Origin of the sequence: Streptomyces sclerotialus (assembly GCF_040907265.1) — a bacterium.
Lineage (GTDB): Bacteria > Actinomycetota > Actinomycetes > Streptomycetales > Streptomycetaceae > Streptomyces > Streptomyces sclerotialus.
The window spans coordinates 4,839,619-4,865,820 of the sequence record NZ_JBFOHP010000002.1 but is presented as its reverse complement, the minus strand read 5'-3'; the positions used below and the strand labels follow the sequence as shown (position 1 = coordinate 4,865,820).

General features: G+C 72.6%; 25 protein-coding genes and 1 riboswitch. Of the genes, 13 read left to right on the top strand and 12 right to left on the bottom strand.

Translation table 11 applies throughout. The features are described from left to right. Positions 1 to 124: 124 nt before the first annotated feature. Positions 125 to 2,212, top strand: coding sequence for a HelD family protein (locus tag AAC944_RS21675; RefSeq protein ID WP_051871491.1), 2,088 nt, complete (start codon positions 125 to 127; stop codon positions 2,210 to 2,212). Positions 2,213 to 2,240: 28 nt separating this feature from the next. Here AAC944_RS21675 and AAC944_RS21670 read toward each other — a convergent pair whose 3' ends face one another. Then, the gene (locus tag AAC944_RS21670; RefSeq protein WP_030610039.1) at positions 2,241 to 2,942 is read right to left on the bottom strand and encodes a copper homeostasis protein CutC; all 702 of its coding nucleotides are present in this window, start codon (positions 2,940 to 2,942) and stop codon (positions 2,241 to 2,243) included. A gap of 150 nt (positions 2,943 to 3,092) precedes the next feature. On the opposite strand from AAC944_RS21670, the gene AAC944_RS21665 reads away from it, so the two are divergent. Continuing rightward, a complete protein-coding gene (locus tag AAC944_RS21665; RefSeq protein WP_030610042.1) occupies positions 3,093 to 3,806 on the top strand; it encodes an HD domain-containing protein in 714 nt (237 codons plus the stop codon). 74 nt (positions 3,807 to 3,880) lie between these two features. On the opposite strand, the gene AAC944_RS21660 is transcribed toward AAC944_RS21665, so the two are convergent. Next, positions 3,881 to 4,111, bottom strand: a complete 231-nt coding sequence (locus AAC944_RS21660; RefSeq protein WP_030610045.1) for a hypothetical protein — start codon at positions 4,109 to 4,111, stop codon at positions 3,881 to 3,883. A gap of 159 nt (positions 4,112 to 4,270) precedes the next feature. On the opposite strand from AAC944_RS21660, the gene AAC944_RS21655 reads away from it, so the two are divergent. From AAC944_RS21655 to AAC944_RS21645, 3 genes are all read left to right on the top strand, one after another. Beyond that, positions 4,271 to 5,107 carry a helix-turn-helix domain-containing protein gene (locus AAC944_RS21655; protein ID WP_030610049.1) on the top strand — a complete coding sequence of 279 codons (837 nt, stop codon included), beginning with the start codon at positions 4,271 to 4,273 and terminating at the stop codon, positions 5,105 to 5,107. Then, the gene (locus tag AAC944_RS21650; protein WP_078888370.1) at positions 5,100 to 5,411 is read left to right on the top strand and encodes a DUF397 domain-containing protein; all 312 of its coding nucleotides are present in this window, start codon (positions 5,100 to 5,102) and stop codon (positions 5,409 to 5,411) included. The genes AAC944_RS21655 and AAC944_RS21650 overlap by 8 nt, the downstream gene beginning before the upstream one ends. Before the next feature lie 167 nt (positions 5,412 to 5,578). Beyond that, positions 5,579 to 6,829 (top strand): Cmx/CmrA family chloramphenicol efflux MFS transporter, encoded by a 1,251-nt coding sequence (locus tag AAC944_RS21645; RefSeq protein ID WP_107054081.1) that lies wholly within the window; start codon positions 5,579 to 5,581, stop codon positions 6,827 to 6,829. Positions 6,830 to 6,875: 46 nt separating this feature from the next. Here the strand turns inward: AAC944_RS21645 and AAC944_RS21640 are convergent, their stop codons facing one another. Further along, positions 6,876 to 7,145, bottom strand: coding sequence for a DUF4031 domain-containing protein (locus AAC944_RS21640; RefSeq protein WP_030610057.1), 270 nt, complete (start codon positions 7,143 to 7,145; stop codon positions 6,876 to 6,878). A gap of 10 nt (positions 7,146 to 7,155) precedes the next feature. Next, positions 7,156 to 7,518 carry a DUF8819 family protein gene (locus AAC944_RS21635; RefSeq protein WP_030610060.1) on the bottom strand — a complete coding sequence of 121 codons (363 nt, stop codon included), beginning with the start codon at positions 7,516 to 7,518 and terminating at the stop codon, positions 7,156 to 7,158. A 124-nt stretch (positions 7,519 to 7,642) separates the two neighbouring features. Between AAC944_RS21635 and AAC944_RS21630 the strand changes: the two genes are divergently transcribed. The 3 genes from AAC944_RS21630 (at position 7,643) to AAC944_RS21620 (ending at position 11,424) form a co-directional block, all read left to right on the top strand. After that, complete coding sequence (locus tag AAC944_RS21630) at positions 7,643 to 8,626, top strand: MurR/RpiR family transcriptional regulator (protein WP_438272746.1); 984 nt, start codon at positions 7,643 to 7,645, stop codon at positions 8,624 to 8,626. A 52-nt stretch (positions 8,627 to 8,678) separates the two neighbouring features. Beyond that, positions 8,679 to 9,620, top strand: coding sequence for an N-acetylmuramic acid 6-phosphate etherase (gene murQ, locus AAC944_RS21625; RefSeq protein WP_030610067.1), 942 nt, complete (start codon positions 8,679 to 8,681; stop codon positions 9,618 to 9,620). Positions 9,621 to 9,741: 121 nt separating this feature from the next. Next, positions 9,742 to 11,424 (top strand): PTS transporter subunit EIIC, encoded by a 1,683-nt coding sequence (locus AAC944_RS21620; RefSeq protein ID WP_030610069.1) that lies wholly within the window; start codon positions 9,742 to 9,744, stop codon positions 11,422 to 11,424. A gap of 119 nt (positions 11,425 to 11,543) precedes the next feature. On the opposite strand, the gene groL is transcribed toward AAC944_RS21620, so the two are convergent. The 4 genes from groL to thrC form a co-directional block, all read right to left on the bottom strand. Next, a complete protein-coding gene (gene groL / locus AAC944_RS21615) occupies positions 11,544 to 13,166 on the bottom strand; it encodes a chaperonin GroEL (protein WP_030610071.1) in 1,623 nt (540 codons plus the stop codon). Positions 13,167 to 13,464: 298 nt separating this feature from the next. After that, positions 13,465 to 13,668: a cold-shock protein gene (locus AAC944_RS21610; RefSeq protein WP_003986833.1), complete on the bottom strand. Its 204-nt coding sequence runs from the start codon at positions 13,666 to 13,668 to the stop codon at positions 13,465 to 13,467. 456 nt (positions 13,669 to 14,124) lie between these two features. After that, complete coding sequence (locus AAC944_RS21605) at positions 14,125 to 14,403, bottom strand: MoaD/ThiS family protein (RefSeq protein ID WP_030610080.1); 279 nt, start codon at positions 14,401 to 14,403, stop codon at positions 14,125 to 14,127. Positions 14,404 to 14,471: 68 nt separating this feature from the next. Beyond that, positions 14,472 to 15,755, bottom strand: a complete 1,284-nt coding sequence (gene thrC / locus AAC944_RS21600) for a threonine synthase (protein ID WP_030610082.1) — start codon at positions 15,753 to 15,755, stop codon at positions 14,472 to 14,474. Positions 15,756 to 15,772: 17 nt separating this feature from the next. Further along, a riboswitch (SAM riboswitch) is annotated at positions 15,773 to 15,931 on the bottom strand. A 180-nt stretch (positions 15,932 to 16,111) separates the two neighbouring features. Between thrC and AAC944_RS21595 the strand changes: the two genes are divergently transcribed. Next, positions 16,112 to 17,077: a glucosyl-3-phosphoglycerate synthase gene (locus tag AAC944_RS21595; protein WP_030610084.1), complete on the top strand. Its 966-nt coding sequence runs from the start codon at positions 16,112 to 16,114 to the stop codon at positions 17,075 to 17,077. Positions 17,078 to 17,211: 134 nt separating this feature from the next. Continuing rightward, positions 17,212 to 18,693 carry an alpha,alpha-trehalose-phosphate synthase (UDP-forming) gene (locus tag AAC944_RS21590; RefSeq protein WP_030610087.1) on the top strand — a complete coding sequence of 494 codons (1,482 nt, stop codon included), beginning with the start codon at positions 17,212 to 17,214 and terminating at the stop codon, positions 18,691 to 18,693. Between the two features lie 147 nt (positions 18,694 to 18,840). On the opposite strand, the gene otsB is transcribed toward AAC944_RS21590, so the two are convergent. The 3 genes from otsB to AAC944_RS21575 all read right to left on the bottom strand — a co-directional run bounded on the left by otsB (position 18,841) and on the right by AAC944_RS21575 (position 21,346). Then, on the bottom strand, positions 18,841 to 19,716 hold the full coding sequence (gene otsB / locus AAC944_RS21585; RefSeq protein ID WP_030610090.1) for a trehalose-phosphatase: 876 nt from the start codon (positions 19,714 to 19,716) through the stop codon (positions 18,841 to 18,843). A 68-nt stretch (positions 19,717 to 19,784) separates the two neighbouring features. Next, positions 19,785 to 20,030, bottom strand: a complete 246-nt coding sequence (locus AAC944_RS21580) for a DUF3263 domain-containing protein (RefSeq protein ID WP_051871492.1) — start codon at positions 20,028 to 20,030, stop codon at positions 19,785 to 19,787. A gap of 92 nt (positions 20,031 to 20,122) precedes the next feature. After that, positions 20,123 to 21,346, bottom strand: coding sequence for an extracellular solute-binding protein (locus AAC944_RS21575; protein ID WP_078888355.1), 1,224 nt, complete (start codon positions 21,344 to 21,346; stop codon positions 20,123 to 20,125). 414 nt (positions 21,347 to 21,760) lie between these two features. Here AAC944_RS21575 and AAC944_RS21570 point away from each other — a divergent pair, with 414 nt between their 5' ends. The 3 genes from AAC944_RS21570 to pfkB all read left to right on the top strand — a co-directional run bounded on the left by AAC944_RS21570 (position 21,761) and on the right by pfkB (position 25,023). After that, on the top strand, positions 21,761 to 22,750 hold the full coding sequence (locus AAC944_RS21570; RefSeq protein WP_030610099.1) for an ROK family protein: 990 nt from the start codon (positions 21,761 to 21,763) through the stop codon (positions 22,748 to 22,750). Next, positions 22,750 to 23,907: an N-acetylglucosamine-6-phosphate deacetylase gene (nagA, locus tag AAC944_RS21565; protein ID WP_030610102.1), complete on the top strand. Its 1,158-nt coding sequence runs from the start codon at positions 22,750 to 22,752 to the stop codon at positions 23,905 to 23,907. Before AAC944_RS21570 ends, nagA begins: the two co-directional genes overlap by 1 nt. Positions 23,908 to 24,093: 186 nt before the next feature. Next, the gene (pfkB, locus tag AAC944_RS21560) at positions 24,094 to 25,023 is read left to right on the top strand and encodes a 1-phosphofructokinase (protein WP_030610104.1); all 930 of its coding nucleotides are present in this window, start codon (positions 24,094 to 24,096) and stop codon (positions 25,021 to 25,023) included. Positions 25,024 to 25,093: 70 nt separating this feature from the next. Here pfkB and AAC944_RS21555 read toward each other — a convergent pair whose 3' ends face one another. After that, positions 25,094 to 26,050, bottom strand: coding sequence for a carbohydrate-binding protein (locus AAC944_RS21555; RefSeq protein WP_030610106.1), 957 nt, complete (start codon positions 26,048 to 26,050; stop codon positions 25,094 to 25,096). Positions 26,051 to 26,202: the final 152 nt, after the last annotated feature.

Here is a 26,202-nt window from a genome sequence, read left to right as displayed (position 1 = left end):
CCGCACTAGGTGCTGACTACAATCGCGCGTCTGCCCGCCTCCCGACGGCTCTCGCCGAGGGGCGCCGCCGCCCGGTCGGAAACCGGTCGGCCCCAGACCACCGCAGCTGCCCGGAGGCGAAGCCGTGCCCTCGCACGCCCAGGAAGAGAAAGCCGAGAAGACCGAGCACCACGAGAACGACCCCCTGGAGCGGGAGCGCCGGCACCTCGCCGCCTCCCGTGCCGCGCTCCGCGCCATGCGCGCGGACGCCGAGGCACTGAACATCAAGGACGTCACCGCGAACTGGGTCAACGCCGAGGTGCTCCAGGGCGAGATCGACGCCCGCATCAAGGCGCTCGCCGACCTCTCCCACACCCCGCTCTTCTTCGGGCGGCTGGACTACCTCCACGCACCGGGCATCGACCTGGCGGAGGGCGCGGAAGGAGAGAACTTCTACATCGGGCGGCGGCACGTCCACGACGCCGACGGCGACCCCATGGTCATCGACTGGCGCGCGCCGGTCTCCCAGCCGTTCTACCGGGCTTCCAAGAAGGACCCGATGGACCTGCGGCTGCGCCGCCGCTTCGGGTACACCGGCGGCGAGCTGACCGCGTACGAGGACGAGCACCTCACCGATCCGGCCGAGGCGGAGCAGACGTCCAAGCTCCTCCAGACCGAGATCGAGCGGCCGCGCGTGGGCCCGATGCGCGACATCGTGGCGACCATCCAGCCCGAGCAGGACGAGATCGTCCGGGCCGGGATCGGCGGCACGGTCTGTGTCCAGGGTGCGCCCGGTACGGGCAAGACCGCCGTCGGCCTGCACCGGGTCGCGTACCTCCTCTACGCCCACCGCGAGCGGCTGGCCCGCGCCGGCACCCTCGTCATCGGGCCCAACAAGTCCTTCCTGCACTACATCGAGCAGGTGCTGCCCGCGCTGGGCGAGCTGGAGGTCAAGCAGGCCACGGTGGACGACCTCGTGGCGCACGTGGAGGTGCGCGGTACGGACGACGCCGCGGCCGCGACCGTGAAGGGCGACGCGCGGATGGCGGAGGTGCTGCGCCGCGCCGTCCGCTCGCACGTCACGCTCCCCACCGAGGCGTGCGTGGTGGTCCGCGGCTCCCGCCGCTGGCGCGTACCGGCGTACGAACTGGAGGAGATCGTCACGCAGTTGCTGGACCGCGGCATCCGGTACGGCGCGGCACGTGAGGCGCTGCCGCAGCGCATCGCGCACGCCGTGCTCGTCCAGATGGAGCGGGCCGGCGAGGCGCCGGACGACCGGGTGCAGGACGCGGTCGCCCGGAACGCCGCGGTGAAGGCCACGGTCAAGGCGGTCTGGCCGCCGGTCGACCCGGCCAAGCTGGTGCTGCGGCTGCTGAGCGACGCGGACTTCCTTGCCGAGCACGCCGACGGCGTCCTCACCGAGGAGGAGCAGAAGACGATCCTGTGGACCCGGCCGGCTCGCAGCGTGCGCAGCGCGAAGTGGTCCGCCGCCGACGCCGTCCTCATCGACGAGGCGCACGACCTGGTGGAGCGCACGCACTCGCTCGGCCACGTGGTCCTGGACGAGGCGCAGGACCTCTCCCCCATGCAGTACCGGGCCGTGGGCCGTCGCTGTTCGACCGGTTCGGCGACCGTGCTGGGCGACATCGCCCAGGGGACGACCCCGTGGTCGACGGACACCTGGGAGGAGGCGCTGGCCCACATGGGCAAGCCGGACGCCACCGTCGAGGAGCTGACCCAGGGCTTCCGTGTGCCGCGCGAGGTCATCGCGTACGCCTCGCGGCTGCTCCCGGCGATCGCGCCGGACCTCTCCGAGGCGACCTCGATCCGTGAGTCGCCGGGCGACTTCGCGGTCCGTCCGACGGCGCCGGAGGCGCTGGACGCGGCGGTGGTCGGCGCCTGCCGTGACGCGCTGGCCGAGGAGGGCTCCATCGGCCTGATCGCCGCCGAGCCGCGGATCCCCGCGCTGCGCGAGGCGCTGGAGGCCGCAGGGCTGGCCACGCTCGCGCCCGGCGAGGAGACGTCGGCGGACGCCCGGCTCACGCTCGTGCCGGCCACGCTCGCCAAGGGCCTGGAGTACGACTACGTGGTCCTGGACGAACCGGCGGCGCTGGTGGACGCGGAGCCCGACCACCGGACCGGCCTGCGCCGCCTGTACGTCTGCCTCACCCGTGCCGTCTCGGGGCTGACCATCGTGCACGCGGCGCCGTTGCCGGAGGAACTGGCGGACTGACCCGGCCCGGGACGGGCGGGACGGTCGCTCAGGCGTCCAGCGCCGTCCGCCAGGTCTCGACGGCGGCCGGGGCGACCGGCGCCGACCAGCCTGCCGGGCGCGCCGCGCCGCCGATGTGGAAGGCGGTGACGCCGGCGGCGCGGAGGCGGGGGACGTGGGCGAGGGTGAGGCCGCCGCCGGCCATGATCTGCGGGCCGTACCCCGGTTCGCCGGTCGCGGCGCGGGCGGCCTCGGCCAGCAGGACCGGCAGTCCGTCGTCGACGCCGGCGGCCGAGCCGGCGGTGAGGTAGGTGTCCAGGCCGGGCCGGCCGTCCAGGCGCTTGCGCAGGCCGTCGCGGTCGGCGGCGCGGTCGATGGCCCGGTGGAAGGTCCAGCGGCAGCCGTCGATCACTTCGGTCAGCGCGTCCAGCGCGGCGAGGTCGGGGCCGCCGTCCTCGGCCAGAAAGCCGAGGACGAACTCCTCGGCGCCTTCGGCCCGGAGCGCCGCCGCCTCCGCGCACAGCGCGTCGAGCGTACGGGCGTCGCCCGCGGCGAAGCCGTCCGCCGCGCGCAGCATGACGCGCAGCGGGATGCCGACGGCGGCCCGTACGGCGGCGACGGTCTCGCGCGGCGGGGTCAGTCCGTCGGACGCCATGTCCGTGACCAGTTCGAGGCGGTCCGCCCCTCCGGCCTCGGCCGCGGCGGCGTCCGCGGCATCGAGCGCGATCACCTCGAGAATTGGTCTAGACATGTGCTCAAGAGTGCCACAGCCGACAGGCCACCGCTACGGAGCGACACCGATACGGCGCGAAAGCGGCCCGGAAGTTCCGCTCGGGACACGCCACCGATCGGCGCGGATCACTGTGGTGAGGCCACCGGTCCGGATGCGCACAATGGGCGTATGGCTTCCTCTCCGACGGACCCGACGGACCGTACGGACGGCGCGGACCCGGGCGGGCACCTGCGCCGCCGCTGGCACGACGCCGTCCTGGCACTCCGGGACGCCGGCGCCACCGCGTCGGGCACCGCACCCGCCACAGCACCGGATCCCGCTCCGTACGCCGACAACCTGCTCGCGCGCTGGGCCGAGCCGCAGCGCCGGTACCACACGACCGACCACCTGACCGCGGTACTGGACCGGATCGACGAGCTCGCCGCGCACGCCGCGGAGCCCGATGCGGTACGGCTCGCCGCGTGGTTCCACGACGCCGTCTACCGCCCCGACCGTTCGGAGAACGAGGAGCGCAGCGCGGCGCTCGCCGAACGGGCACTGCCCGAGCTGGGGATCGCCGACCGGTACACGGCGGAGGTCGCGCGGCTCGTGCGGCTCACGGTCACGCACGATCCGGCCGAGGGGGACAGCAACGGCGAGGTGCTGTGCGACGCCGACCTTGCGGTACTGGCCGGCGCGCCCGAGCAGTACGCCGCGTACGCCGCCGCGGTCCGGGAGGAGTTCGGGTTCGTGCCGGACCCGGCCTTCCGGGCGGGGCGGGCCGATGTCCTGCGTCAACTGCTGGCGCTGCCCCGGCTGTTCCGTACGCCGGCGGGCCACGACAGATGGGAGCGGCTGGCCCGGCGGAACATCAGCACGGAGCTCGACCTGCTGACGTCGTGACGACCGGGGAGGGCCGGGAGCGCCAGGGTCCGGGGCGCACGGCTCGCACGTTCAGCTCTCCCCGCCGGCGCCGCTCAGCGGCGCTCCCCCCGGCTGCGCGCGTTGGCCAGCGCGGTCCTGGCCGCCAGGCGTTCCCGCGGGGTGGCCTCCCGGGCGTCGCCCGGCGGACAGTCCCACTCGCGCCCGCCCCCCGGCGGGCGCAGCTGCACGTAGGGCCCTTCGTGCCCCATCACCTCTCCGATCCTGCCGAACCTGGTGTCGACCACGTACGACCCCTTCGCCGGGAGCGTCACCGGGTACCTCATCTCTCCGGTCGCTGACCTCACTGCGCCTCACCGCGCCTCACTGCGCCCTCACCGCGCTCCGTCACGCCTCACTGGTTGTGTCTATATGGTGACGGTGCGGGGTTAAGCTTGACAGAGGGTGACATCCAACAACACCAGGTGCACGACAGGGAGTGGGCCATGCCGAAGCCGAAGCAACTGGACGCATCGCTTTCACCGAGGGCGCTGTACGGCGCTGAACTGCGGTTCAAGCGGGAGAGGGCAGGGCTGACGCAGGCCGAGCTCGGAGCGCCGATGTTCGTGAGCGGGTCGTTCATCGGCCAGCTCGAATCGGGCGCGCGGCGGATGCAGACGGAGTACGCACGACGGATCGACGAGATCCTCGACACGGACGGATTCTTCGAGCGCAACGCCGACGCCGCCCAGCGCTCCCGCTATCCGGAACACTTCGCGGACGCCGCCGAGTTCGAGGCGTTAGCCGTGTCGATCAGGGAGTACGCACCCCTGCTCGTCCCGGGACTGCTGCAAACGGAGGAGTACGCGCGCGCCGTGTTCCGCGCGGTGCATCCGGTCGCACCGGAGAGCTTGATCGAGGGCCTGCTGTCCGCGCGCCTGGACCGGGCCCGCATCCTCGACGATCCAACAAAGCCGATGTTCTGGGCGGTGCTGGACGAGAACGTGCTGCGCCGCCCCGTGGGCGGTCCGGGCGCGATGCACACCCAGCTCGCCCATATCGCGGCACTCATGCGCCGCAATCGCGTCATCGTGCAGGTCCTGCCGTACTCGGAGGGTGCCCACGCCGCGCTCGAAGGTTCGCTGAAGTTGATGACATTCGCAGATGCACCGCCCGTCGCTTACCTACAAGGCCTTGAAACAGGTCAGATGTTGGATGAGCCTTTGCGTGTGGAACGGTACGGCCTGGCTTACGATCTCGTCCGGGCCGCTGCACTGTCACCCGAAGCGTCCCTCGTTCTCATCGAGTCGGCGGCGAAGGATTTTCAGGATGATCATGGATAACCACACGTTCCACCCGGCGCGGTACGGCGCCGTTCACGGCGCGGGCCACGGTGCGCACAGCACCGCGGCCCGCCCCCCGGCGAGCCACGCGCTCGACCTCTCCGGCATCCGCTGGCGCAAGAGCAGCTACAGCGGCGGGAGCGGCGGCGACTGCGTCGAGATGGGCCACGGAGCGCCCGGCGCGGTCCCCGTGCGGGACAGCAAGATCCCCTGGGGGCCGGCGATCGTCGTGCCGCCGGCCGCCTGGTCGGCGTTCGTCACGGCGGTACGCGACGGCGCGCTGGACCAGGTCACCGGCGCCTGACAGCCGCCGGACCAGGGCGGCGGTAACGGCCGTGCCACCTGCCGGTGACGGCGGCCGTACCGGCACATGAAGGTCGTCTCGGCGCGAAGAAACCGGGAATGACAGGCGCGTTCACACTGTTCATGCGTGTCATGCCTGTCCCTACCGATCGCGCCGAACGCGCCCGAATGCCCATCGCCGTCTACATCCTCGGCCTGTCCGTCTTCGCTCTCGGCACGAGCGAGTTCATGCTCTCCGGGATCCTCCAGCCACTGGCCCGGGACATGGACGTCTCCATCCCGCAGGCCGGCCTGCTCGTCTCCGCGTTCGCGATCGGCATGGTGGTCGGCGCTCCGACGCTGGCCGCCGCCACGCTCCGCCTGCCGCGCCGTACGACACTGATCGCGCTGCTCGCGGTCTTCGGCCTCGGCCAGGTCGCGGGCGCGCTCGCGCCGTCGTACGGCGTGCTGTTCGTCTCCCGAGTGGTGAGCGCGCTGGCCTGCGCGGGCTTCTGGGCGGTCGGCGCCGCGGTGGCCGTCTCGCTCGTACCGTTCACCGCGCGTGCCCGCGCGATGGCCGTGATGGTCGGCGGTCTCAGCATCGCCAACATCGCGGGCGTGCCGGCCGGTGCGCTGCTCGGCCAGACCGCCGGGTGGCGCGCCGCGTTCTGGGGTGTGGCGGTCCTCTCCGCGATCGGCCTCGTCGGCGTGATCGCCCTCGTCCCGCGCACGGAGGTGCCCACGGGTGAGGACCGCCCGCAGCTCCGCCGCGAGCTGAAGATCTACCGGGACAAGCAGGTCTGGCTCTCGCTCAGCGCCACCGCGCTGAACGGCGCCGCGGTCTTCGCCCTCTTCTCGTACCTCTCCCCCCTGCTCACGCGTACCGCGGGGCTCGCCGAGAGCTGGGTGCCCACGGTCCTGGCGCTCTTCGGCGTCGGCGCGCTCATCGGTACGTACATAGGCGGCCGGATCGCCGACGCGCACCTCTTCCCGACCCTCTTCGGCGGCATCGCCGCCTCCACCGTCGTCCTGGCGGTCCTCGCGCTCACCGCGCACAACTCCGTTGCCGCGGTCGCGCTTTCGCTGATGCTGGGCGTCACGGCGTTCACCACGGCACCGGCCCTCAACGCCCGGATGTTCAACGTGGCCAACGCCGCGCCGACGCTGGCCGGCGCCACCACGACGGCCGCCTTCAACATCGGCAACACGCTCGGCCCCTGGCTCGGCGGCCTGGTCATCAGCGCGCACTGGGGCTACCCGGCCGTGGCATGGACCGGCGCCGCGCTGGCAGCCGCCGCCGTCGTCGCGACCGCCCTCTCCTACCGGCTGCAGCGCTCGACGGGCGCGGCCTCCCGGCTGGTCGCCTCCTCGGACGCGCCGCACGCCCATGAGGCCGCTGCGGACGACCGCGACGCGCCGGCGGTCACGAAGCACCTCTGAGGACAGGCGCCGCCTCCCTGAGGCGGCGCCCGCCCCGAACGTGGCCTTACGCGGGCGGGCGGTGTTTCGGGCGGCGCAGGCCCGCTGCCGTGAGGCGGCGCACCAGTTCCTTGCTGCCGACCTCGACCGCGCCGGCGCGTACGGCGTCGGCGTACCGTTCCGCCGGCAGGTCGTAGTGGTCGCGTTCGAAGGCCCGTCGCGGCGCGCCGATCCCCGCGGCGAAGGCGTGCAGCTCCTCGAACGACACGTCACTCACCAGGTGCGACCACAGCCGGCCGTGCCCCGGCCAGGTCGGCGGATCGATGTAGACGGCCACGCCGGGCGCCTCAGCGTCCCAGGGACGTGCCGAGCGACCCGACGGGGGCCACCGCGACCGCCGTCTTCGGGCAGACCCAGTGCGGGTCGGGCCCGAGCTCCGGCTCCACGTCCAGCGCGTGCGGGTCGCCGCCCTCCGTGCACACCGGGCACAGCGGCCAGCGGCCGTACCGCTCCAGCAGGGAGTCCTGGACGTCCTGCGCGACGAGCCCGGCGACGAATTCGACGCCCTCCGGCCACTGCTCGACCCACCAGCGCCGGTGCGCGACGGCGTCCTCCACCAGCGAGACGATGTCCGCGTCGGCGACATCGCCCGCCACCAGGTCCGCGATCACCAGGGCCCGTGCGGCATGCAGCGCCTGTTCCAACTCCATGTGCCCATTGTCGCGCGTACGCGCCGGAGCCCCACACGCGTTCCCTTTCTCCTCCGGGACTCAAGTTGTCCACAGGCCACGGAGAGGTATTGACGCCGCAGGCGGCTGAAATTACTTTTCAGTGGTGAGCTCCAACCTGAAGGAAACTTTCAACGGCACGGCACCCGGCGCTCCGGCTCCTCCCCGGACCGGCCCCGGCGCCGCCCGACGCGCCCAGCCGGACCGGACCCCGCCCGCCCCGGCGGCCCTCGCCGCCAAGGTGCGGACGCTGGCGCCGTCCATGACCCGCTCCATGCAGCGGGTCGCGGAGACCGTCGCCGGCGACCCGGCAGGCTGTGCCGCGCTCACCGTCACCGGCCTCGCCGAACGCACGGGCACCAGCGAGGCCACCGTCGTCCGCACCTCCCGCCTGCTGGGCTACCCGGGCTACCGCGACCTCCGGCTGGCGCTCGCCGCGCTCGCCGCACAGCAGGCCGCCGGCCGGGCGCCCGCCGTCACGGCCGACATAGCGGTCGACGACTCCCTCACCGACGTGGTCGCCAAGCTCGCGCAGGAGGAGCAGCAGTGCCTCGCCGACACCGCTGCCGCGCTGGACACCACCCAGCTGGAGGCGGCCGTGGCCGCGCTCGCCGGCGCCCGCAGGATCGATGTGTACGGCATCGGCGCCTCCAGCCTCGTCGGCCAGGACCTGGCCCAGAAGCTGCTGCGCATCGGCCTCATCGCGCACGCGCACGCCGACCCGCACCTCGCGGTGACCAACGCCGTGCAGATGCGGACCGGTGACGTCGCCGTCGCGATCACCCACTCCGGTCGCACCACCGACGTCATAGAGCCGCTGCGGGTCGCCTTCGACCACGGCGCGACGACGATCGCGATCACCGGCCGCCCGGACGGCGAGATCGCGTCCTACGCCGACCACATACTCACCACGTCCACGGCCAGGGAGAGCGAGCTGCGCCCGGCGGCCATGTCGTCACGCACGAGCCAGCTGCTCGTCGTCGACTGCCTCTTCGTCGGCGTCGCCCAGCGCACGTACGAGACGGCGGCGCCCGCCCTCTCCGCCTCCTACGAGGCCCTGGCGCACCGCCACTCCCCCCGCCCCCGCTGACCCGCCCGCACGCGCCCCCCACCCCGAGCCGTACCGGAGAGACCCCCACGCCATGACTTCCACCGCTGATCACGCCGCGCTGCGGGCCCAGCTGGAAACCCTCACCACCGAGGCGTTCCGGCCGGAGCTCGCCGAGATCGACCAGCTGTCCACCCTGGAGATCGCCCGCACGATGAACGGCGAGGACGCCACCGTCCCGGCCGCCGTCGCGGAGCAGCTGCCGCGGATCGCCGCGGCCATCGACGGCGCGGCGGCCCGTATGGCCCGCGGCGGCCGGCTGATCTACGCCGGCGCCGGCACGGCGGGCCGGCTGGGCATCCTGGACGCCAGCGAGTGCCCGCCCACCTTCAACACCACCCCAGAAGAGGTGATCGGCCTGATCGCGGGTGGTCCGCCTGCCATGGTCACCGCGGTGGAGGGCGCCGAGGACAGCAAGGACCTGGCCGCCGCCGAGCTGGACGCGCTCGGCCTGACCGCCGACGACACGGTGGTCGGCATCTCCGCCTCGGGGCGCACGCCGTACGCCATCGGCGCCGTCGAGCACGCCCGCGCACAGGGCGCGCTGACCGTCGGCCTGTCCTGCAACGCCGGCTCCGCGCTCGCGGCCGCCGCCGACCACGGCATCGAGGTCGTCGTCGGCCCCGAGCTGCTGACCGGCTCGACCCGCCTGAAGGCCGGTACGGCCCAGAAGCTGGTCCTCAACATGCTCTCGACCATCACGATGATCCGGCTGGGCAAGACCTACGGAAACCTGATGGTCGACGTCCGGGCGTCCAACGACAAGCTGCGGGCCCGTTCCCGGCGCATCGTCGCGCTGGCCACCGGCGCGTCCGACGCGGAGATCGAGGACGCGCTCGCCGCCACCGACGGGGAGGTGAAGAACGCCATCCTGACCATCCTCGGTTCCGTGGACGGCCCGACCGCGGCCCGCCTGCTCGCCGACTCCCGAGGCCATCTGCGCGCCGCCCTCCGGGCCGCCGCCCAGGAAGGCTGACCGCCCCGCCCAGGACTGACCGCCCCGCCCACGCCTGACCGCCCGCGCCCTCCCTCCGGGAGTGGCGCCCGATCCTCCCCGCGCAACGACGCGCAGCCCTCCGACAGAACAGCGCCTGCACATGACCTCTGCATCTCCTCAGGGGAACTCCGGCTCCCCGGACAAGAACCGCGCCACCGCCGCCGCGCTCCTGCCCCTCGTGGGCGGTGCTGCCAACATCACGTCCGTCGCGCACTGCATGACCCGGCTCCGCCTCGGCATCGAGGACCGTGCACTGGTCCAGGACGAAGCGCTGAAGGCGCTGCCGGCCGTCATGGGGGTGGTCGAGGACGACACGTACCAGATCGTGCTGGGCCCCGGTACGGTCGCCCGCGTCACGCCTCTCTTCGAAGAGCTGGTCGAGGAGGAGCGCGCGGCCGCCCCCGAGCCCGCGGCGGCCGCCCCCGAGCCGGCCGCCGCCACCGCCGGCCCGGCTGCTGCCACCGGCCCGTCCGGTACGTCCGGCACATCTAGTACATCCGGTATGCCTGGTGCGTCCGACGGTCAGGGCGCGCCCGGCGCCCCCGCTCCCACCACCGCCGACGAGCTGGCCGCCCAGGGCGCCGCGATCAAGGCGCGGCGGAAGGCGGCCAACGCCACCCCCTTCAAGCTGTTCCTCCGCAAGATCGCGAACATCTTCGTCCCGCTGATCCCCGCCCTCATCGGCTGCGGCATCATCGCGGGCTTCAACGGCCTGCTGACCAACCTCGGCTGGCTGCCCGCCCTCGTCCCCGCGCTGACCGCCATCGCCTCCGGCTTCATGGCGCTGATCGCGGTCTTCGTCGGCTTCAACACCGCCAAGGAGTTCGGCGGCACGCCCATCCTCGGCGGCGCGGTCGCGGCGATCATCGTCTTCCCGGGCGTCGCGCACATCACCGCCTTCGGCCAGCAGCTCTCCCCCGGCCAGGGCGGCGTCCTCGGCGCGCTCGGCGCCGCCGTACTGGCGGCCCACATCGAGAAGTGGTGCCGTAAGTGGGTCCCCGAATCACTCGACGTCCTGGTCACCCCGACCCTCACCGTCCTCGTCACGGGCCTGGTGACGGTCTTCGGCCTTATGTACGCCGCGGGTGAGGTGTCCACCGCGATCGGTACGGCCGCCAACTGGCTGCTGGGCCACGGCGGCGCGCTCGCCGGCTTCGTCCTCGGCGGGCTCTTCCTCCCGCTGGTGATGCTCGGCCTGCACCAGGCCCTCATCCCGATCCACACCACCCTCATCGAGCAGCAGAGCTACACCGTCCTGCTGCCGATCCTCGCGATGGCGGGCGCGGGCCAGGTCGGCGCCGCCATCGCCGTCCACCTCCGCCTCCCCCGCAACGGCTCGATCCGTACGACCATCAAGTCCGCCCTCCCGGCCGGCTTCCTGGGCGTCGGCGAGCCGCTGATCTACGGCGTCTCGCTCCCCCTCGGGCGGCCGTTCGTCACGGCCTGCGTCGGCGGGGCGTTCGGCGGCGCGTTCGTCGGCCTCTTCAACCAGCTCGGCACGGCCGTCGGCTCCACCGCCATCGGCCCCTCCGGCTGGGCCCTCTTCCCGCTCCTCAAGGGCAACCACGACCTGGGCGCGACGGCCGTGATCTACGCCGTCGGCCTGCTCGCCGGCTATGTCGTCGGCTTTCTGGCCACCTACTTCTTCGGCTTCAGCAAGCAGATGCTCACCGACCTGAACGCCGACTCCGACGCTTCGCGGTCCCCGGTGGCCGGCGGCACGGGGACCGGCGCGGCCCCCGCCGGCGGGCCCTCCACCGCGAAGGAGCCCGCGTCCGTCTGACCCGGCGGCCACGACAGCCACGACAGCCGTGCGAACGCCCGAGGGCGGCACCCCCATGGTGGGAGTGCCGCCCTCGGTCCGTGCAGCTGAACAGCTGATCCGTTCCCGGAAGGGGTGGATCAGAAGTCCATGTCACCGCCGGGCATGCCGCCCGGAGCGGCCGCGGCGGCCTTCTCCGGCTTGTCGGCGATGACGGCCTCGGTGGTGAGGAACAGCGCCGCGATGGAGGCGGCGTTCTGCAGCGCGGAGCGGGTGACCTTGGCGGGGTCGATGATGCCCTCGGCGATCATGTCGACGTACTCGCCGGTCGCGGCGTTCAGGCCGTGGCCCACGGTCAGGTTGCGCACCTTCTCCACGACAACGCCGCCCTCGAGGCCGCCGTTGACGGAGATCTGCTTCAGCGGAGCCTCCAGGGCCAGCTTCACAGCGGCGGCACCGGTGGCCTCGTCGCCCTCGAGCTCGAGCTTCTCGAAGACCGAGGAGGCCTGCAGCAGGGCCACGCCACCGCCGGCGACGATGCCCTCCTCGACGGCCGCCTTCGCGTTGCGGACGGCGTCCTCGATGCGGTGCTTGCGCTCCTTGAGCTCGACCTCGGTCGCGGCACCGGCCTTGATGACCGCAACACCGCCGGCGAGCTTCGCCAGGCGCTCCTGCAGCTTCTCGCGGTCGTAGTCGCTGTCCGAGTTCTCGATCTCGGCGCGGATCTGGTTGACGCGGCCCTGAACCTGCTCGCTGTCACCGGCACCGTCGACGATGGTGGTCTCGTCCTTGGTGATGACGACCTTGCGGGCGCGGCCGAGCAGGTCGAGACCGGCGTTCTCCAGCTTGAGGCCGACCTCCTCGGAGATGACGGTGCCACCGGTGAGGATGGCGATGTCGCCGAGCATGGCCTTGCGGCGGTCACCGAAGCCCGGGGCCTTCACGGCGACGGACTTGAAGGTGCCACGGATCTTGTTGACGACCAGGGTGGACAGCGCCTCGCCCTCGACGTCCTCCGCGATGATCAGCAGCGGCTTGCCCGACTGCATGACCTTCTCCAGCAGCGGAAGGAGGTCCTTCACGTTGGAGATCTTGGAGTTGACGATCAGGATGTACGGGTCGTCGAGCGACGCCTCCATACGCTCCATGTCGGTGGCGAAGTACGCCGAGATGTAGCCCTTGTCGAAGCGCATACCCTCGGTGAGCTCCAGCTCCAGACCGAAGGTCTGGGACTCCTCGACGGTGATGACGCCTTCCTTGCCGACCTTGTCCATGGCCTCGGCGATGAGCTCGCCGATCTGGGTGTCGGCGGCGGAGATGGAGGCGGTGGAGGCGATCTGCTCCTTGGTCTCCACGTCCTTGGCCTGCTCCAGCAGGGCGGCGGAGACGGCCTCGACGGCCTTCTCGATGCCGCGCTTCAGGGCCATCGGGTTGGCGCCGGCCGCGACGTTGCGCAGGCCCTCGCGGACCAGGGCCTGGGCCAGGACGGTCGCGGTCGTCGTGCCGTCACCGGCGACGTCGTCCGTCTTCTTCGCGACCTCCTTGACCAGCTCGGCGCCGATCTTCTCGTACGGGTCCTCGAGCTCGATCTCCTTGGCGATGGACACACCATCGTTGGTGATCGTGGGGGCGCCCCACTTCTTCTCAAGGACGACGTTGCGGCCCTTGGGGCCAAGGGTGACCTTGACGGCGTCGGCGAGCTGGTTCATCCCGCGCTCGAGACCGCGCCGTGCCTCCTCGTCGAACGCGATGATCTTGGCCATGTGAAGTGGTCCTCCCGGACAGGGGTGGATTGCTCCGGACCGCGTGGCGCCCGCGACGGACGGCCTGCGCCTGGTGGTTCCTTCCCCACCCGGCAACGGGCCTCACCGACCCGGTCCTTCTGTCACTCTCACCTTCAGAGTGCTAACGCAATGATTAGCACTCGACCCCCTCGAGTGCAAGCGGCTCGGGGTGCGAGCTGCCGCGGCGACGGGCTCGCGGCTCGACCGCGTTCACAACAAGAGGCCCGCACCCCCTCAAGGGGGCACGGGCCTCCGTACGCTGCAGTCGGTCGGCGCTTCAGCCGGCCACGCGAACCATGTCCGCCTGCGGCCCCTTCTGGCCCTGCGAGATCTCGAACTCGACCCGCTGACCTTCCTCAAGGGTGCGGTAGCCGTCCATCTGAATCGCGCTGTAGTGGACGAAAACATCCGCACCACCGTCGACCGCGATGAAGCCGTACCCCTTCTCCGCGTTGAACCACTTGACGGTGCCCTGAGCCATTCCTAACTCCCCTATTGCTGGCCCTTGCGCAGGACCGCACTCCGCGGACCCGGGTCAGACCTCACCCCCAAGGAGGGTGTGCGCCGGAACGCGTCGACCGCCGCTGAATGTATCTGCACCGATGCCCAGCGCAACAGGTCAATCGGACGAGAATTCTGCCCACGACCATTCGCCGATAACGGCCGAAGTCGCGATAATTCTGGGCAAGCCGGGCCGGGCATAGCTCATCAACGCGACAAATTGCGCACACACTTTGGGCACATCTTGTCGCGTTCTCATATGCGTCAGGCACGCGCGCGAAGAGGATTCACCTCAACTGTATCGCCTTTAACGACATGGAATCGCCCCGTCCGCTTCTGCTGCGGACGGGGCGATTCCGGGGAGTGCGTGCCGTCATTCACCGGACGGTGCACAAGGGGCGCACACAGGGCGCGCAAAGGGGCGTACGGAAGCTTTTCAGCAGCCGCCCGCCACCGCGGGGATGATCGAGACGCTGGCGCCGTCGGGCGTCGCCGCCTCCAGACCGCCCTCGAAACGCACGTCGTCGTCGTTGACGTAGACGTTCACGAAGCGGCGCAGCTTGCCCTGGTCGTCCAGGACGCGGGCCGCGATGCCGGTGTGGTTCTTCTCCAGGTCGGCGATGACCTCGGAGAGCTTCGCGCCCTCGGCGGGCACCTCGGCCCGGCCGCCGGTGTAGGTGCGCAGGATGGTGGGGATGCGGACGTTCACGCTCATGGTGTTTCTCTGCCTTCCGGGTTCAGTGGCAACGAGTGCGGGGCAGCGTTCCGGCCGGGGGCCGGGGCTCAGCCGAGGCCGGCCTCGCGGAAGGAGTCCAGGCTCGGGCGGATGGTCGCGGTCGGGCCGGTCGTCGGCGCCACTGCGTCCAGCGTCTTCAGGCCGTCGCCGGTGTTCAGGACGACCAGCGACTTCGCCGGGTCGATCTGCCCGTTCTCGATCAGCTTCTTGGTGACGCCGACGGTCACGCCGCCCGCGGTCTCCGCGAAGATGCCCTCGGTGCGGGCCAGCAGCTTGATCGCGTCCACGACCTGCTCGTCGTCGACGTCCTCGACCGCGCCGCCGGTGCGGCGGGCGATGTCGAGCACGTACGGGCCGTCCGCCGGGTTGCCGATGGCCAGCGACTTGGCGATGGTGTTCGGCTTCTGCGGGCGGACCACGTCGTGGCCGGCCTTGAAGGCGGTGGACACCGGCGAGCAGCCCTCGGCCTGGGCGCCGAAGATCTTGTACGGCTTGTCCTCGACCAGGCCGAGCTTGATCAGCTCCTTGAGCCCCTTGTCGATCTTGGTGAGCTGCGAGCCCGAAGCGATCGGGATGACGAGCTGGTCCGGCAGCTCCCAGCCCAGCTGCTCGCAGATCTCGTACGCGAGCGTCTTGGAACCCTCGCCGTAGTACGGGCGGAGGTTGACGTTCACGAAGCCCCAGCCCTCGCCCAGCGGGTCGCCGATGAGCTCGGAGCAGAAGCGGTTGACGTCGTCGTAGTTGCCCTCGATGCCGACCAGGTCGCCGCCGTACACCGCGGCCATGACGACCTTGCCCGCCTCCAGGTCGTGCGGGATGAACACGCAGGAGCGGAAGCCGGCCCGGCGCGCTGCGGCGCCGACGGCGCCGGCGAGGTTGCCGGTGGAGGAGCAGGAGAGGGTGGTGAAGCCGAAGGCGCGGGCCGCCTCGACGGCGATGGCCACGACGCGGTCCTTGAAGGAGTGCGTCGGGTTGCCGGAGTCGTCCTTCACGTACAGGCCGCCGGTGACGCCGAGCTCGGCGGCGAGGCGGTCGGCCTTGACCAGCTTGGTGAAGCCGGGGTTCAGGTTGGGCTTGTCGGCCACGTCCGCGGGGACGGGCAGCAGCGGCGCGTACCGCCAGATGTTGTCCGGACCGGCCTCGATCTGCTTCCGGAGGCCCTCGGGGTCGCCGCTCGGCAGGTCGTAGGCCACTTCGAGCGGCCCGAAACATTCCTGGCACGCGAAGATCGGGCCGAGCGGGAAGCGGGTGCCGCACTCGCGGCAGGACAGCGCCGCGGCGGGACCGAGGGAGACGGAGGTAGCGGTGTTCTCAGCAGCTTGCACAGCCATGGAGGCGAGGCCCTTTCTCCTCATCTTCCTCACGACGCATCTCGCCGTGAGACGGATTTGGCACCTTCCCTAGCCGGGAGCCTCGCGCGGCGGACATCAGCGTCCTGGCGGCAAGACCGGCTGGAGGGTTGCCGGGGCTTCAACGGGCCGTATCCCTCTGCCCCTCTGGATGAGCGGTATGGCCTGCGTGCGAAAGGCAGGCATTTGTTCAGCGGTGACCCCGGCATGCGGTGGTCATCCGCGTTGTTCAAGACTGTAACCGAAGGGGTGGACGGTTGAGATAGCCGTCCGAACCGCGAGATGGCTCACATCGCGTAGCCGGATGGCTCAGACGCGTAGCAAAAGGAGACGGATACGTGCTGGAAGAGGTGGAGCGCTGGCTGGCCGGACGCTCCTGGTCCGCCGCCGACCGACCGCTCGACCAGCTGTTGGCCGCGAAGAGCCGTACGGGGCGGACGGTCAGCGTCGTGCTGCCCGCGCTCGACGAGGAAGCCACGGTCGGCACGATCGTGGAGATCATCCGCCGTGACCTGATGTCCGACGCGGTGCCGCTGGTCGATGAGCTGGTCGTGGTGGACTCCGGCTCCACCGACCGCACCTCCGAGGTCGCGGCCGCGGCCGGCGCCCGGGTCGTGCACCGCGACGCGATCCTGCCCCGGCTGGCGACGGTGCCCGGCAAGGGCGAGGTGCTGTGGCGCTCGCTGCTGGTGACCAGCGGCGACATCGTCTGTTTCGTCGACGCCGACCTGCGCGAGTTCTCCGCGGACTTCGTGTCCGGGATCGTCGGGCCGCTGCTGACCGACCCGGACGTGCAGTTCGTGAAGGCCATGTACGACCGGCCGCTGGGCGGCGAGGCCGGCGGTCCCAGGGCGGGCCAGGGCGGCCGGGTCACCGAGCTGGTGGCCCGCCCGCTGCTCAATCTGCACTGGCCGCAGCTGGCCGGCTTCGTCCAGCCGCTGGGCGGCGAGTACGCGGCGCGCCGCTCGCTGCTGGAGCGGCTGCCCTTCCCCGTCGGGTACGGCGTCGAGCTGGGACTGCTGGTCGACGCGCTGCACACGGTCGGCCTGGACGCGCTGGCGCAGGTGGACGTGGGGGTGCGCAAGCACCGGCACCAGGACGGGCAGGCCTTGGGCAGGATGGCCGCGGCGATCTACCGCACCGCCCAGCTGCGGCTGGCGCGCGGGCACCTCGTACGGCCCCGGCTCACCCAGTTCGACCGGGGCGAGTCGGGCGGCTTCGTCCCGCGTACGACCGACGTGGACACCGAGGAGCGGCCGCCGATGCGCGGCGTACCGGAGTACGAGGCGCGGCGGGCGGCCTGAGGCCCGCGGCCCGTGAGCGGTCCGGCTCTCCGGTCCTGGCCACGGGCCGCGCGCGGCGCCCGACGTGCGGCTGCGCCCGCGACGCGCTGCGGGCCGTACGTTTGAGCGGATCTGTGGCGGGTTAGGTCATCGGCATGGTCTCCTCCAGCTCAGGTGCCCAGGTTCTCGTCGCGTCCAACCGCGGCCCGGTCTCCTACGCCCTGGGCGAGGACGGCACGCTCACCTCCCGGCGCGGCGGCGGCGGACTGGTCTCCGGCCTGTCCGCGATCGGCTCCGACGCCGGAGCCGTCTGGGTGTGTGCCGCCCTCGGCGACGGCGACCGGGAGGCGGCCCGGCGGGCCGCCGCCGGTGACGGGCTGCTGGACCCCGCCGACACCGGCGGGCAGTCCGTCCGGATGCTGGACATCCCGCCCGGGGTGTTCGCCGACGCGTACAACGGCATCGCCAACTCCGTGCTGTGGTTCGTCCACCACCTGCTGTACCAGACGCCGCTGGAGCCGGCGTTCGACGCGGACTTCCGCGGCCAGTGGGCGGCGTACGAGGCGTACAACGCCGCCTTCGCCGACGCGCTCGCCGAGTCCGCCGCGCCGGGCGCCGCCGTCCTCGTGCAGGACTACCACCTCACGCTGGTCCCGGGGCTGCTCCGCGAGCGCCGCCCGGACCTGCGCATCGGCCACTTCTCGCACACCCCGTGGGCGCCGCCGGACTACTTCCGGCTGCTGCCGGACGACGTCGCGGCGCAGGTGCTGCGCGGCGTCCTGGGCGGCGACCGGGCGGCGTTCCTGACCCGCCGCTGGGCCGAGGCGTTCGCCGAGTGCTGCGCGGCGGTGCTGGGTGCCGAGGTGGCGCGGGACGGGGACGCGGGCCTGCGCGTCACGTACGAGGGCCGGACCACCCGGCTCGGCGTGCACGGCCTGGGTGCCGACGCGGACTTCCTGCGCGACCGGTCCCGGCAGCCGGACGTCGACGACCGGCTGGCGGACCTGCGCGCGCAGATCGGCACCGACGAGGACGATGCGCCGCGGAAGACGATCGTGCGGGTGGACCGCACGGAGCTGTCGAAGAACATCGTGCGCGGGCTGCTGGCGTACCGGCGGCTGCTGACCGACCGGCCGGAGTGGCGCGGCCGGGTGGTCCACATAGCGTTCGCCTATCCGTCGCGGCAGGACCTGGCGGTGTACCGGGAGTACACCGAGGAGGTCTCGCGGCTGGCCGGGGAGATCAACGACGAGTTCGGCACGGACGGCTGGCTGCCGGTCGTGCTGCACGTGAAGGACGACTTCGCGCGCTCCCTGGCCGCCTACCGGCTCGCCGACGTCGCGCTGGTCAACCCCATCCGCGACGGCATGAACCTGGTCGCGAAGGAGGTGCCGGTGGTGTCGGAGGCGGGCTGCGCGCTGGTGCTGTCCCGGGAGGCCGGGGCCTGCGCGGAGCTGGCGGACGACGCGCTGGTGATCAATCCGTACGACGTCGAGGCCACGGCCGGGGCGCTGCACGAAGCCCTGACGATGCCCCAGGACGAGCGCGCCGACCGCTCGAAGCGGCTGGCCATGGCGGCGACGGCGCTGCCGCCCACGCAGTGGTTCCTGGACCAGCTCCGCGCGCTCTCGGCCTGAGGCCGGTTCTCCGGGCGCGCGGGCGCCACGGTCTGTGGCCGGCCCCCGGTTCCGGGTGCCCCGGGCGGTGCTTCGCCGGCTGACCCGCCGTCGCGGTCGCTCGCGCGGTTCCCCGCGCCTGAGGCTGCGCCCCTGCGGGGCGTTGCCTCAGGCGCGCGCCAGCGCCTCTGCCAGGCTCGTCAGCAGTTCGACGACCCCCGCCGGGCCCGGTACGACCAGGTCGGCGCGGTCCGCCAGTTCCTCGGCGCCCTCGCCGACCGTCGCCGAGCTGCACACCAGCACCCCGGCCGTCCCCTCGGCGCGGAGCGCGTCGACGGCTGCGTACGCGGCCAGGTCCCCGAGGTCGTCACCGGCGTAGAGGACCGCGCCGGCACCGACCTCGCGGAGGTACGACGTGAGCGCGACGCCCTTGTCGACGCCGGGCGGGCGCAGCTCCAGGACGAAGCGGCCCGGCTCGACGATCAGGCCGTGCCGCTCGGCGAGCTCGGCCAGCGGCGCGCGCAGCCCTTCGAAGGTGCCCTGCGGGTCGGCGGTGCGCCGGGTGTGCACGGCGACGGCCCGGCCGCCCTTGGTCTCGATGGCGGCCTCGACCGGCTCGCCGCGCCAGGCGCCGGAGCGCTCCAGCAGCGCGGGCAGCTCGGCGGTCGCGGCGGCGACGCCGGGCGGCGGCTCGGGCGCCTCGACGCGGCCGGTGGCCGCCTCCCAGCGCTCCGCGCCGTAGTGCCCGAGGACCACGAGGTGGTCCAGGCCGTCCGCTTCGGCGAAGCCGCCGAGCCGTACGGCCGTCTCCGCCGGGCGGCCGGTGATCACGACGACGGCGCGCAGCAGGGGGGCGAGCCGGGCGAGCGCCCGGACGACTCCTGGGTGCGCGCGGGCCTGTTCGGGGTCGGGGACGATGTCGGCGAGGGTGCCGTCGAAGTCGAGCGCGACGACGGCTTCGGCGGGCCGGGCGAGGAGGGTGGCCAGGCCCGCGCGGCCCGCTTCGGACACCGGCTGCGCGAGGAGGTTCTCAGGGCTGCCCATGGGGCCGAGCCTATCGGTGAGGCAGGGTGTGCGGAGGGGAGATCCGGCAGGCCGCGCGCGGCACCGGCTCAGCGACGGGCCCGCCGCTCCTCCCGCACCCGGCGCAGCCGGTTCACCGTCACAGGGTCGTGGGCGAGCGCGCGGGGATCGTCCAGGAGGGCGTTGAGCAGCTGGTAGTAGCGGGTCGGCGAGATGCCGAGCCGCTCGCGTACGGCGCGCTCCTTGGCGCCGGGCCCGGCCCAGGAGCGGCGCTCCACGGCGAGCACGGCCTCGTCACGCGCTGACAGCCGCTCGGACGGCGATTCGGACACCACACGCCCACGATAGCCCCGCGGTACGACATCCCTACTGATCACCCGGGCGGGCGGCCGCTGATCACCCGGGCGGGCGGCCGCCCCGGCGGGCGTCAGCGTGTCGCGCTGTCCGCTTCGTTGGCGGTGTTCTCGATGTCGGTGAGGACCTGCTGCGGGTCGCCGTCGCTGCCGACCGCACCGCCCATCTTCGCCTTGATCGTCTTGCTGACGAGCGGCCAGGAGGTCTTGTCGGCGGGGTAGAACTCCGCGTCCGGCAGCTGCTGCAGGAAGCCGTGCAGCTTCTTGTACTTGTCCTCGGCGAGCATGTCCTGGGAGGCGGAGACGGTGACCGGCAGCAGGCCGTAGTCGCCGGAGAACTTCAGGACGTTGTCCTTCTCGTAGACGAAGTCGAGGAACTTCCCGATCTCGGCGCGGTGCCCGTGCTGCTTGAAGCCCATCATCCAGTCGGCGACGCCCATGGTGGACTTGGCGGGGCCGTTGATGCCGGGGAGCGCGACGGTGCCGTAGTCCACGCCCTTGGCCTTGGCCTGCTGCATCAGGGTGGGGTGGCCGTTGAGCATGCCCACCTTGCCGTCGGCGAAGGCGTCGAAGCCGGCCTGCCGGTTGAGGTCCGCGGGGTCGCCGCCGGTCAGGCCCGGAGCGACGAGGTTGTCCTTGATCCACTTGAACGTGCGGACGTTCTGCCGCGAGTCGATCGTGTACTTGCCGATGGAGTCGGTGTAGCCGCCGCCCCCGCTCAGCATCCAGATCATGGTCTCGGCCTGGGTCTCCTCGGGGCCGAGCGGCAGCGCGAACGGCGTCTTCACGCCCGCGTCCTTCAGGAGCTGCGCGTCCTGCTTGATGTCGGACCAGGTCTTGGGCGGGCTGGTGATGCCGGCCTCGGCGAAGAGCTTCTTGTTGTAGAAGAGGCGGCGGGTGCTGGCCCCGAAGGGCAGGCCGTACTGGACGCGGTGGTACTCCCCCGCCTCGGCGAGGCCGGGCGTGAAGTCGGCCTGGGTGCTGATGGAGAGCAGGTCGTCGGCGCTGTAGAGCTTGCCCTCGGCGGCGTAGTCGGCGTAGGCGCCGATCTGTGCCATGTCCGGGGCGTTCCCGGCCTTGACCCGCTTCTCGACCTCCTTGTCGACGTCCTTCCAGCTGTAGACGTCGACGTCCACCTTGATGTGCGGGTGCTTCGCCTCGAAGGCCTGCACCACGTCGTTCCAGTAGTGCTTGCTGGAGTTGGCCTCGCTGCCGCCGTAGTCGGCGGCGACCAGCTTCAGGGTGACGTCGTCGCTGCCGCCGGGTCCGCCGGAGCAGGACGCCAGGGTCAACGTCATGGCCGCCGCGACACCCGCCGCCGCCAGGCTCCTGTAGCGTCGCTGAACTGCCATTACGTACCCTTTTCCGCCTTCGTGTGCCGTCTTGGTGTGCCGTACGTCCGGGACGCGCCGCGGCAGCGAGGATCACCCCCGCCGGGCGCATGAGCTGCGAGTCTGCCCCGCATACCCTCACAAGGTCTACACCACACAAGGTCTCCGTTCCGCATCGGTGAACCGGAAGGGAAGCCTCCTCCGGGGCTCGGCATGACCGGTCGGTAACCCCGCCGCCCGCCGACCACCCGGTGGCGCCCCGGCGAACCGCCGTCCAACTCCCCGTTCACCACGCCCGAACGGCGCCCCGGCGCGGCACGTACCCACGAGGACCGCAAGTGGACTAGACCTCTCGGCGCTTCTCGCGGGAGACTGGCCCGCGTGAGACATGTCATCGCCCTCGATGTGGGCGGCACCGGGATCAAGGCCGCGCTCGTCGGTACGGAGACGGCGCCCTCCGGAGGCGCGCCCGCGCAGCCTTCAGGAGGCGCGCACGCCCGGCCCCCCGTACTGCTGCACGAGGCCCGCCGCCCCACGGAGCGCGAGCGCGGCCCCGAGGCGGTGATCGAGACGATCCTCGGTTTCGCCGCCGAGCTGCGCGAGCTCGGTGCCCGGCGGTACGGCGTACCCGCCGCGGCGGCCGGCGTCGCCGTGCCCGGCATCATCGACGAGGCCACCGGCACCGCCGTGTACGCCGCGAACCTCGGCTGGCGGGACGTCCCGCTGCGCCGCCTGCTCTCGGAGCGGCTCGGCGGCGTCCCCGTGGCGCTCGGCCACGACGTCCGCACCGGCGGACTCGCCGAGGGCCGGATCGGCGCGGGCAAGGGCGCCGACCGGTTCGTCTTCCTGCCGCTGGGCACCGGCATCGCGGCCGCCATCGGCATCGGCGGCCGGATCGAGGCCGGGGCGCACGGCAGCGCGGGCGAGATCGGACACATCGTCGTACGCCCCCAGGGCGCGCCGTGCGGCTGCGGCCGGCGCGGCTGCCTGGAGACGCTGGCCTCCGCCGCGGCCGTCGGCCGGGCCTGGGCCGCTGCCTGCGGTGACCCGGACGCCACGGCCGCGGATGCCGCCAAGGCCGTCGAGTCCGGCGACCCGCGGGCCGTCGCCGTATGGCAGGAGGCCGTCGACGCGCTCGCCGACGGCCTGGTCACCTGCCTCACCCTGCTCGACCCGCGCACCCTGATCATCGGCGGCGGGCTCGCCGAGGCGGGCGACACGCTGTTCGCGCCTCTGCGGGAGGCGGTCCGGCGGCGGGTTACGTTCCAGCCGCTCCCCTCGATCGTTCCGGCGGCGCTCGGGGACGCCGCCGGCTGCCTGGGCGCAGGACTGCTGGCCTGGGATCTTCTCTCCACGGAGGTAACTGCCTGATGGCGGACCGAACCATCCTCAGCGGCGCCCGGGTGGCGCTGCCCGCCGGTGTCGTCGACGACCTCGCCCTCACGGTCGACGGGCGGCAGCTCGCCGTGGGCCCCGCGTCGGGCGGCACCACCGTCGACCTGTCCGGCCACCTGATCGTCCCCGGCTTCGTGGACATGCACGTGCACGGCGGAGGCGGCGGCTCCTTCTCCTCCGCCGACCCCGAGGAGTGCCTGAAGGTCGCCGCCACCCACCGCAGCCACGGCACCACCTCCATGGCCGCCTCCACCGTCACCGGCGACCTCGCCGACCTGGCCCGGCAGGCGGCCGTCCTGTCCGAGCTGGTCGAACAGGGCGAACTGGCCGGCATCCACTTCGAGGGCCCGTTCATCTCGGCCCACCGCTGCGGCGCCCACCAGCCCGAACTGCTCCGCGACCCGGAGCCGGCGGACGTCCGCAAGCTGGTCGACGCGGCCCGCGGCACCGCGAAGATGATGACCCTCGCGCCCGAACTGCCCGGCGGCCTGGACTCGGTACGCCTGCTGGCCGACTCCGGCGTCATCGCGGCGATCGGCCACACCGACTCCTCGTACGAAGCGACCGTCGAGGCCATCGACGCGGGTGCCACCGTCGCCACCCACCTCTTCAACGCCATGCCGGGCCTGAACCACCGCACCCCCGGACCGATCGCGGCGCTCCTGGAGGACGAGCGGATCACCGTCGAGCTGATCAACGACGGCACCCACCTGCACCCCTCCGTGCTGGAGCTGGCGTTCCGTCACGCGGGCGCGGACCGCGTCGCGTTCATCACCGACGCGATGGGCGCGGCCGGCATGAGCGACGGCAGGTACCCGCTCGGCCCGATGCAGGTCGAGGTCAAGGACGGCGTGGCACGCATCGCCGACGGCCCCACCGCCGGATCGATCGCGGGCTCCACGCTCACCCTGGACCTCGCCTTCCAGCGCGCCGTCACGATCGACGGCCTCGGCATCGAACAGGCCGTCCAGGCCCTGTCGGCGAACCCGGCCCGGCTGCTGGGCATCGACGACCGCACCGGATCCATCGAGCCGGGCAAGGACGCCGACCTGGTCGTCCTGGACGCGGCGTACGACCTGGTGGGCGTCATGCGCCGGGGTGAGTGGGTGGTACGGCCGCCGCAGGCGGGGTAAACACCCAGGTGCGGACGCGGTCCGGGCGGCACCCCGCCCGGGCTGGGCCGATTGATCCGTATCCGCGGCGTCGGCGGCCACCGCGCTCTGTGCCAACTGCCGTAAGCGATGGCATGATCGCTCGCGCACTCGTCCGTACCCGGCCGTTCACCACGGCCGTCCGACCACTGCGCGGGAGGGGGAACCATGATCCTCACGGTCACGCTGAACGCCGCACTCGACCTCACCTACCGGGTACCGCGGCTCCGCCCGCGCGGCACCCACCGCGTCACCGAGGTGAGCGAACGTCCCGGCGGCAAGGGCCTGAACGTCTCCCGGGTGCTCGCCGCCCTGGGGCACGCCACCGTCGCCACCGGTTTCGCCGGCGGCGGCACCGGCGAAGCGCTGCGCGCCATGCTCGCCCAGGACACCGGCGTCACCGACGCGCTGGTGCCCATCGGCGCCGCCACCCGGCGCACCGTCGCCGTCGTGGACACCGCCGGCGGCGACACCACCCAGCTCAACGAGCCCGGCCCCACCGTCACCCCCGCCGAATGGGACGCCTTCCTCACCCGCTACCGCGAACTCCTCGACGGCGCGCAGGCGGTGGCCCTGTGCGGCAGCCTGCCGCCCGGCGTCCCCGTGGACGTGTACGCGCGCCTCACCCGTACGGCCCGCGCCGCCGGCGTGCCCGTCCTCCTCGACACCAGCGGCGAACCGCTGCGCCGCGGCCTCGCGGCCCGGCCCGACCTCGCCAAGCCCAACGCCGCCGAGCTGGCGTCGCTGACCGGCCACAACGAGCCGCTGCGCGCGGCCCGGGACGCACGCCGCCGGGGCGCGCACACGGTCGTGGCCTCGCTCGGCGCCGACGGCATGCTCGCGGTCACCGCGGACGGCTCCTGGCAGGCGGCACCCCCGCGCCGGATCGCCGGCAACCCCACGGGCGCGGGCGACTCGGCGGTGGCCGGGCTGCTGTCCGCCCTGGTGGAAGGGGCCTCCTGGCCGGACCGGCTGGCCCGCGCCGTGGCCCTGTCGGCCGCGACGGTACGGGCCGAGGGGGCCGGCGAGTTCGACCGGGCCACGTACGAGGAACTGCTGGGCGAGGTCACCGTGACGGACGGACCGGCCGCGGCCTGAGGCGGCGCCGGCCGGGGCACCGGCCGATGACCGCAGCGGCCCCGGCCGGTGGCCGGCTACCGGCTGCCCGCTACGGCGTGGTGACCTGGCCCGCCTTCAGCCACACCTGGTCGAGGTTGAAATCGCACTGGTTCCCCTGCTCGCAGGAGATCTTGACCGTGTTGGTGCCCTTGTTCAGCTGCACGTAGGCGTAGGTCCGGGTCCAGCCCTTCTCCCAGTCGCCTTCCTGCGCACCGGCGAAGTTCTTCATGTTCAGCGCCGAGTCACGCGCCTTGCCGTTGATCGACAGCGTCGCGTCGGCGTCCTTGCCGGGCACGCCGTATCCCACGAAGACGGTGTACTGGCCGTCCTTGGGCACGTCCAGCTTCCACGTCGCCGCGGCACCCTGCGTGTTCATGCCGGTGACGTACAGGCCGCCGGCCGAGCGGGCACCCGGGATGTCCTTGGCGGTGGTCGCCGAGCCGTCCAGCCGCAGGCTGCCCGCGTCGGCCTTCGGCAGTTCGACCTCGGCCGGCTTGTCGGACGGCTTGCTGCTCGGCTCAGCGCTCTCGCTCGCGGCCGCGCCGGTCCCGCCGGCCTGGGCGTCCTTGTCCTCGCCGCTGTTGGAGACCATCGCGACGCCGATGCCGACGCAGACCACGGCGACCACGGCGATGGCACCGATGAGCAGACCGTTGCGGTTGCGGCGCGGGGCCTGGCCGGCGCCGGCGGCACCGTGCCCCGCACCCCGTGCGCGCTCGCCGCCCGGCAGCGTCTCGGGCGCCGCGTAGTGCGCGTTCTGCCGGCCGTACGCCTGCTGCTGCCCCTGCTGGCCGTACGGCTGCTGCCCGTGCTGCTGCTGCCCGTACTGCCGCTCGCCGACGGCACGCACCTGGTTGTAGGACCTTCTGGGAACGCCCGGCTGCCGCACCGCCGCGCCGGCGCCCGACGTACCCTGCGCGCCTGCCTCGCCGCCCTCCGAGCGGTAGAGGTAGCCGAACGGATCGTCGTTCTCCGGCGTGTCCGTGCCGTTACTACCGGCCGTCATTCCGCGTCACTCCCCAGCGGTCTTGCAAACTGATGTCTACGTGGCTGATGTCTGCATGCTGTGGTCCACATGCTGCGGTCCACCTGCTTGTGAGGCCCCCGGCGGCCAGCGCCGCATCGGCGCAGCCTACCCGGTGCGGAGCCGCGTACGCC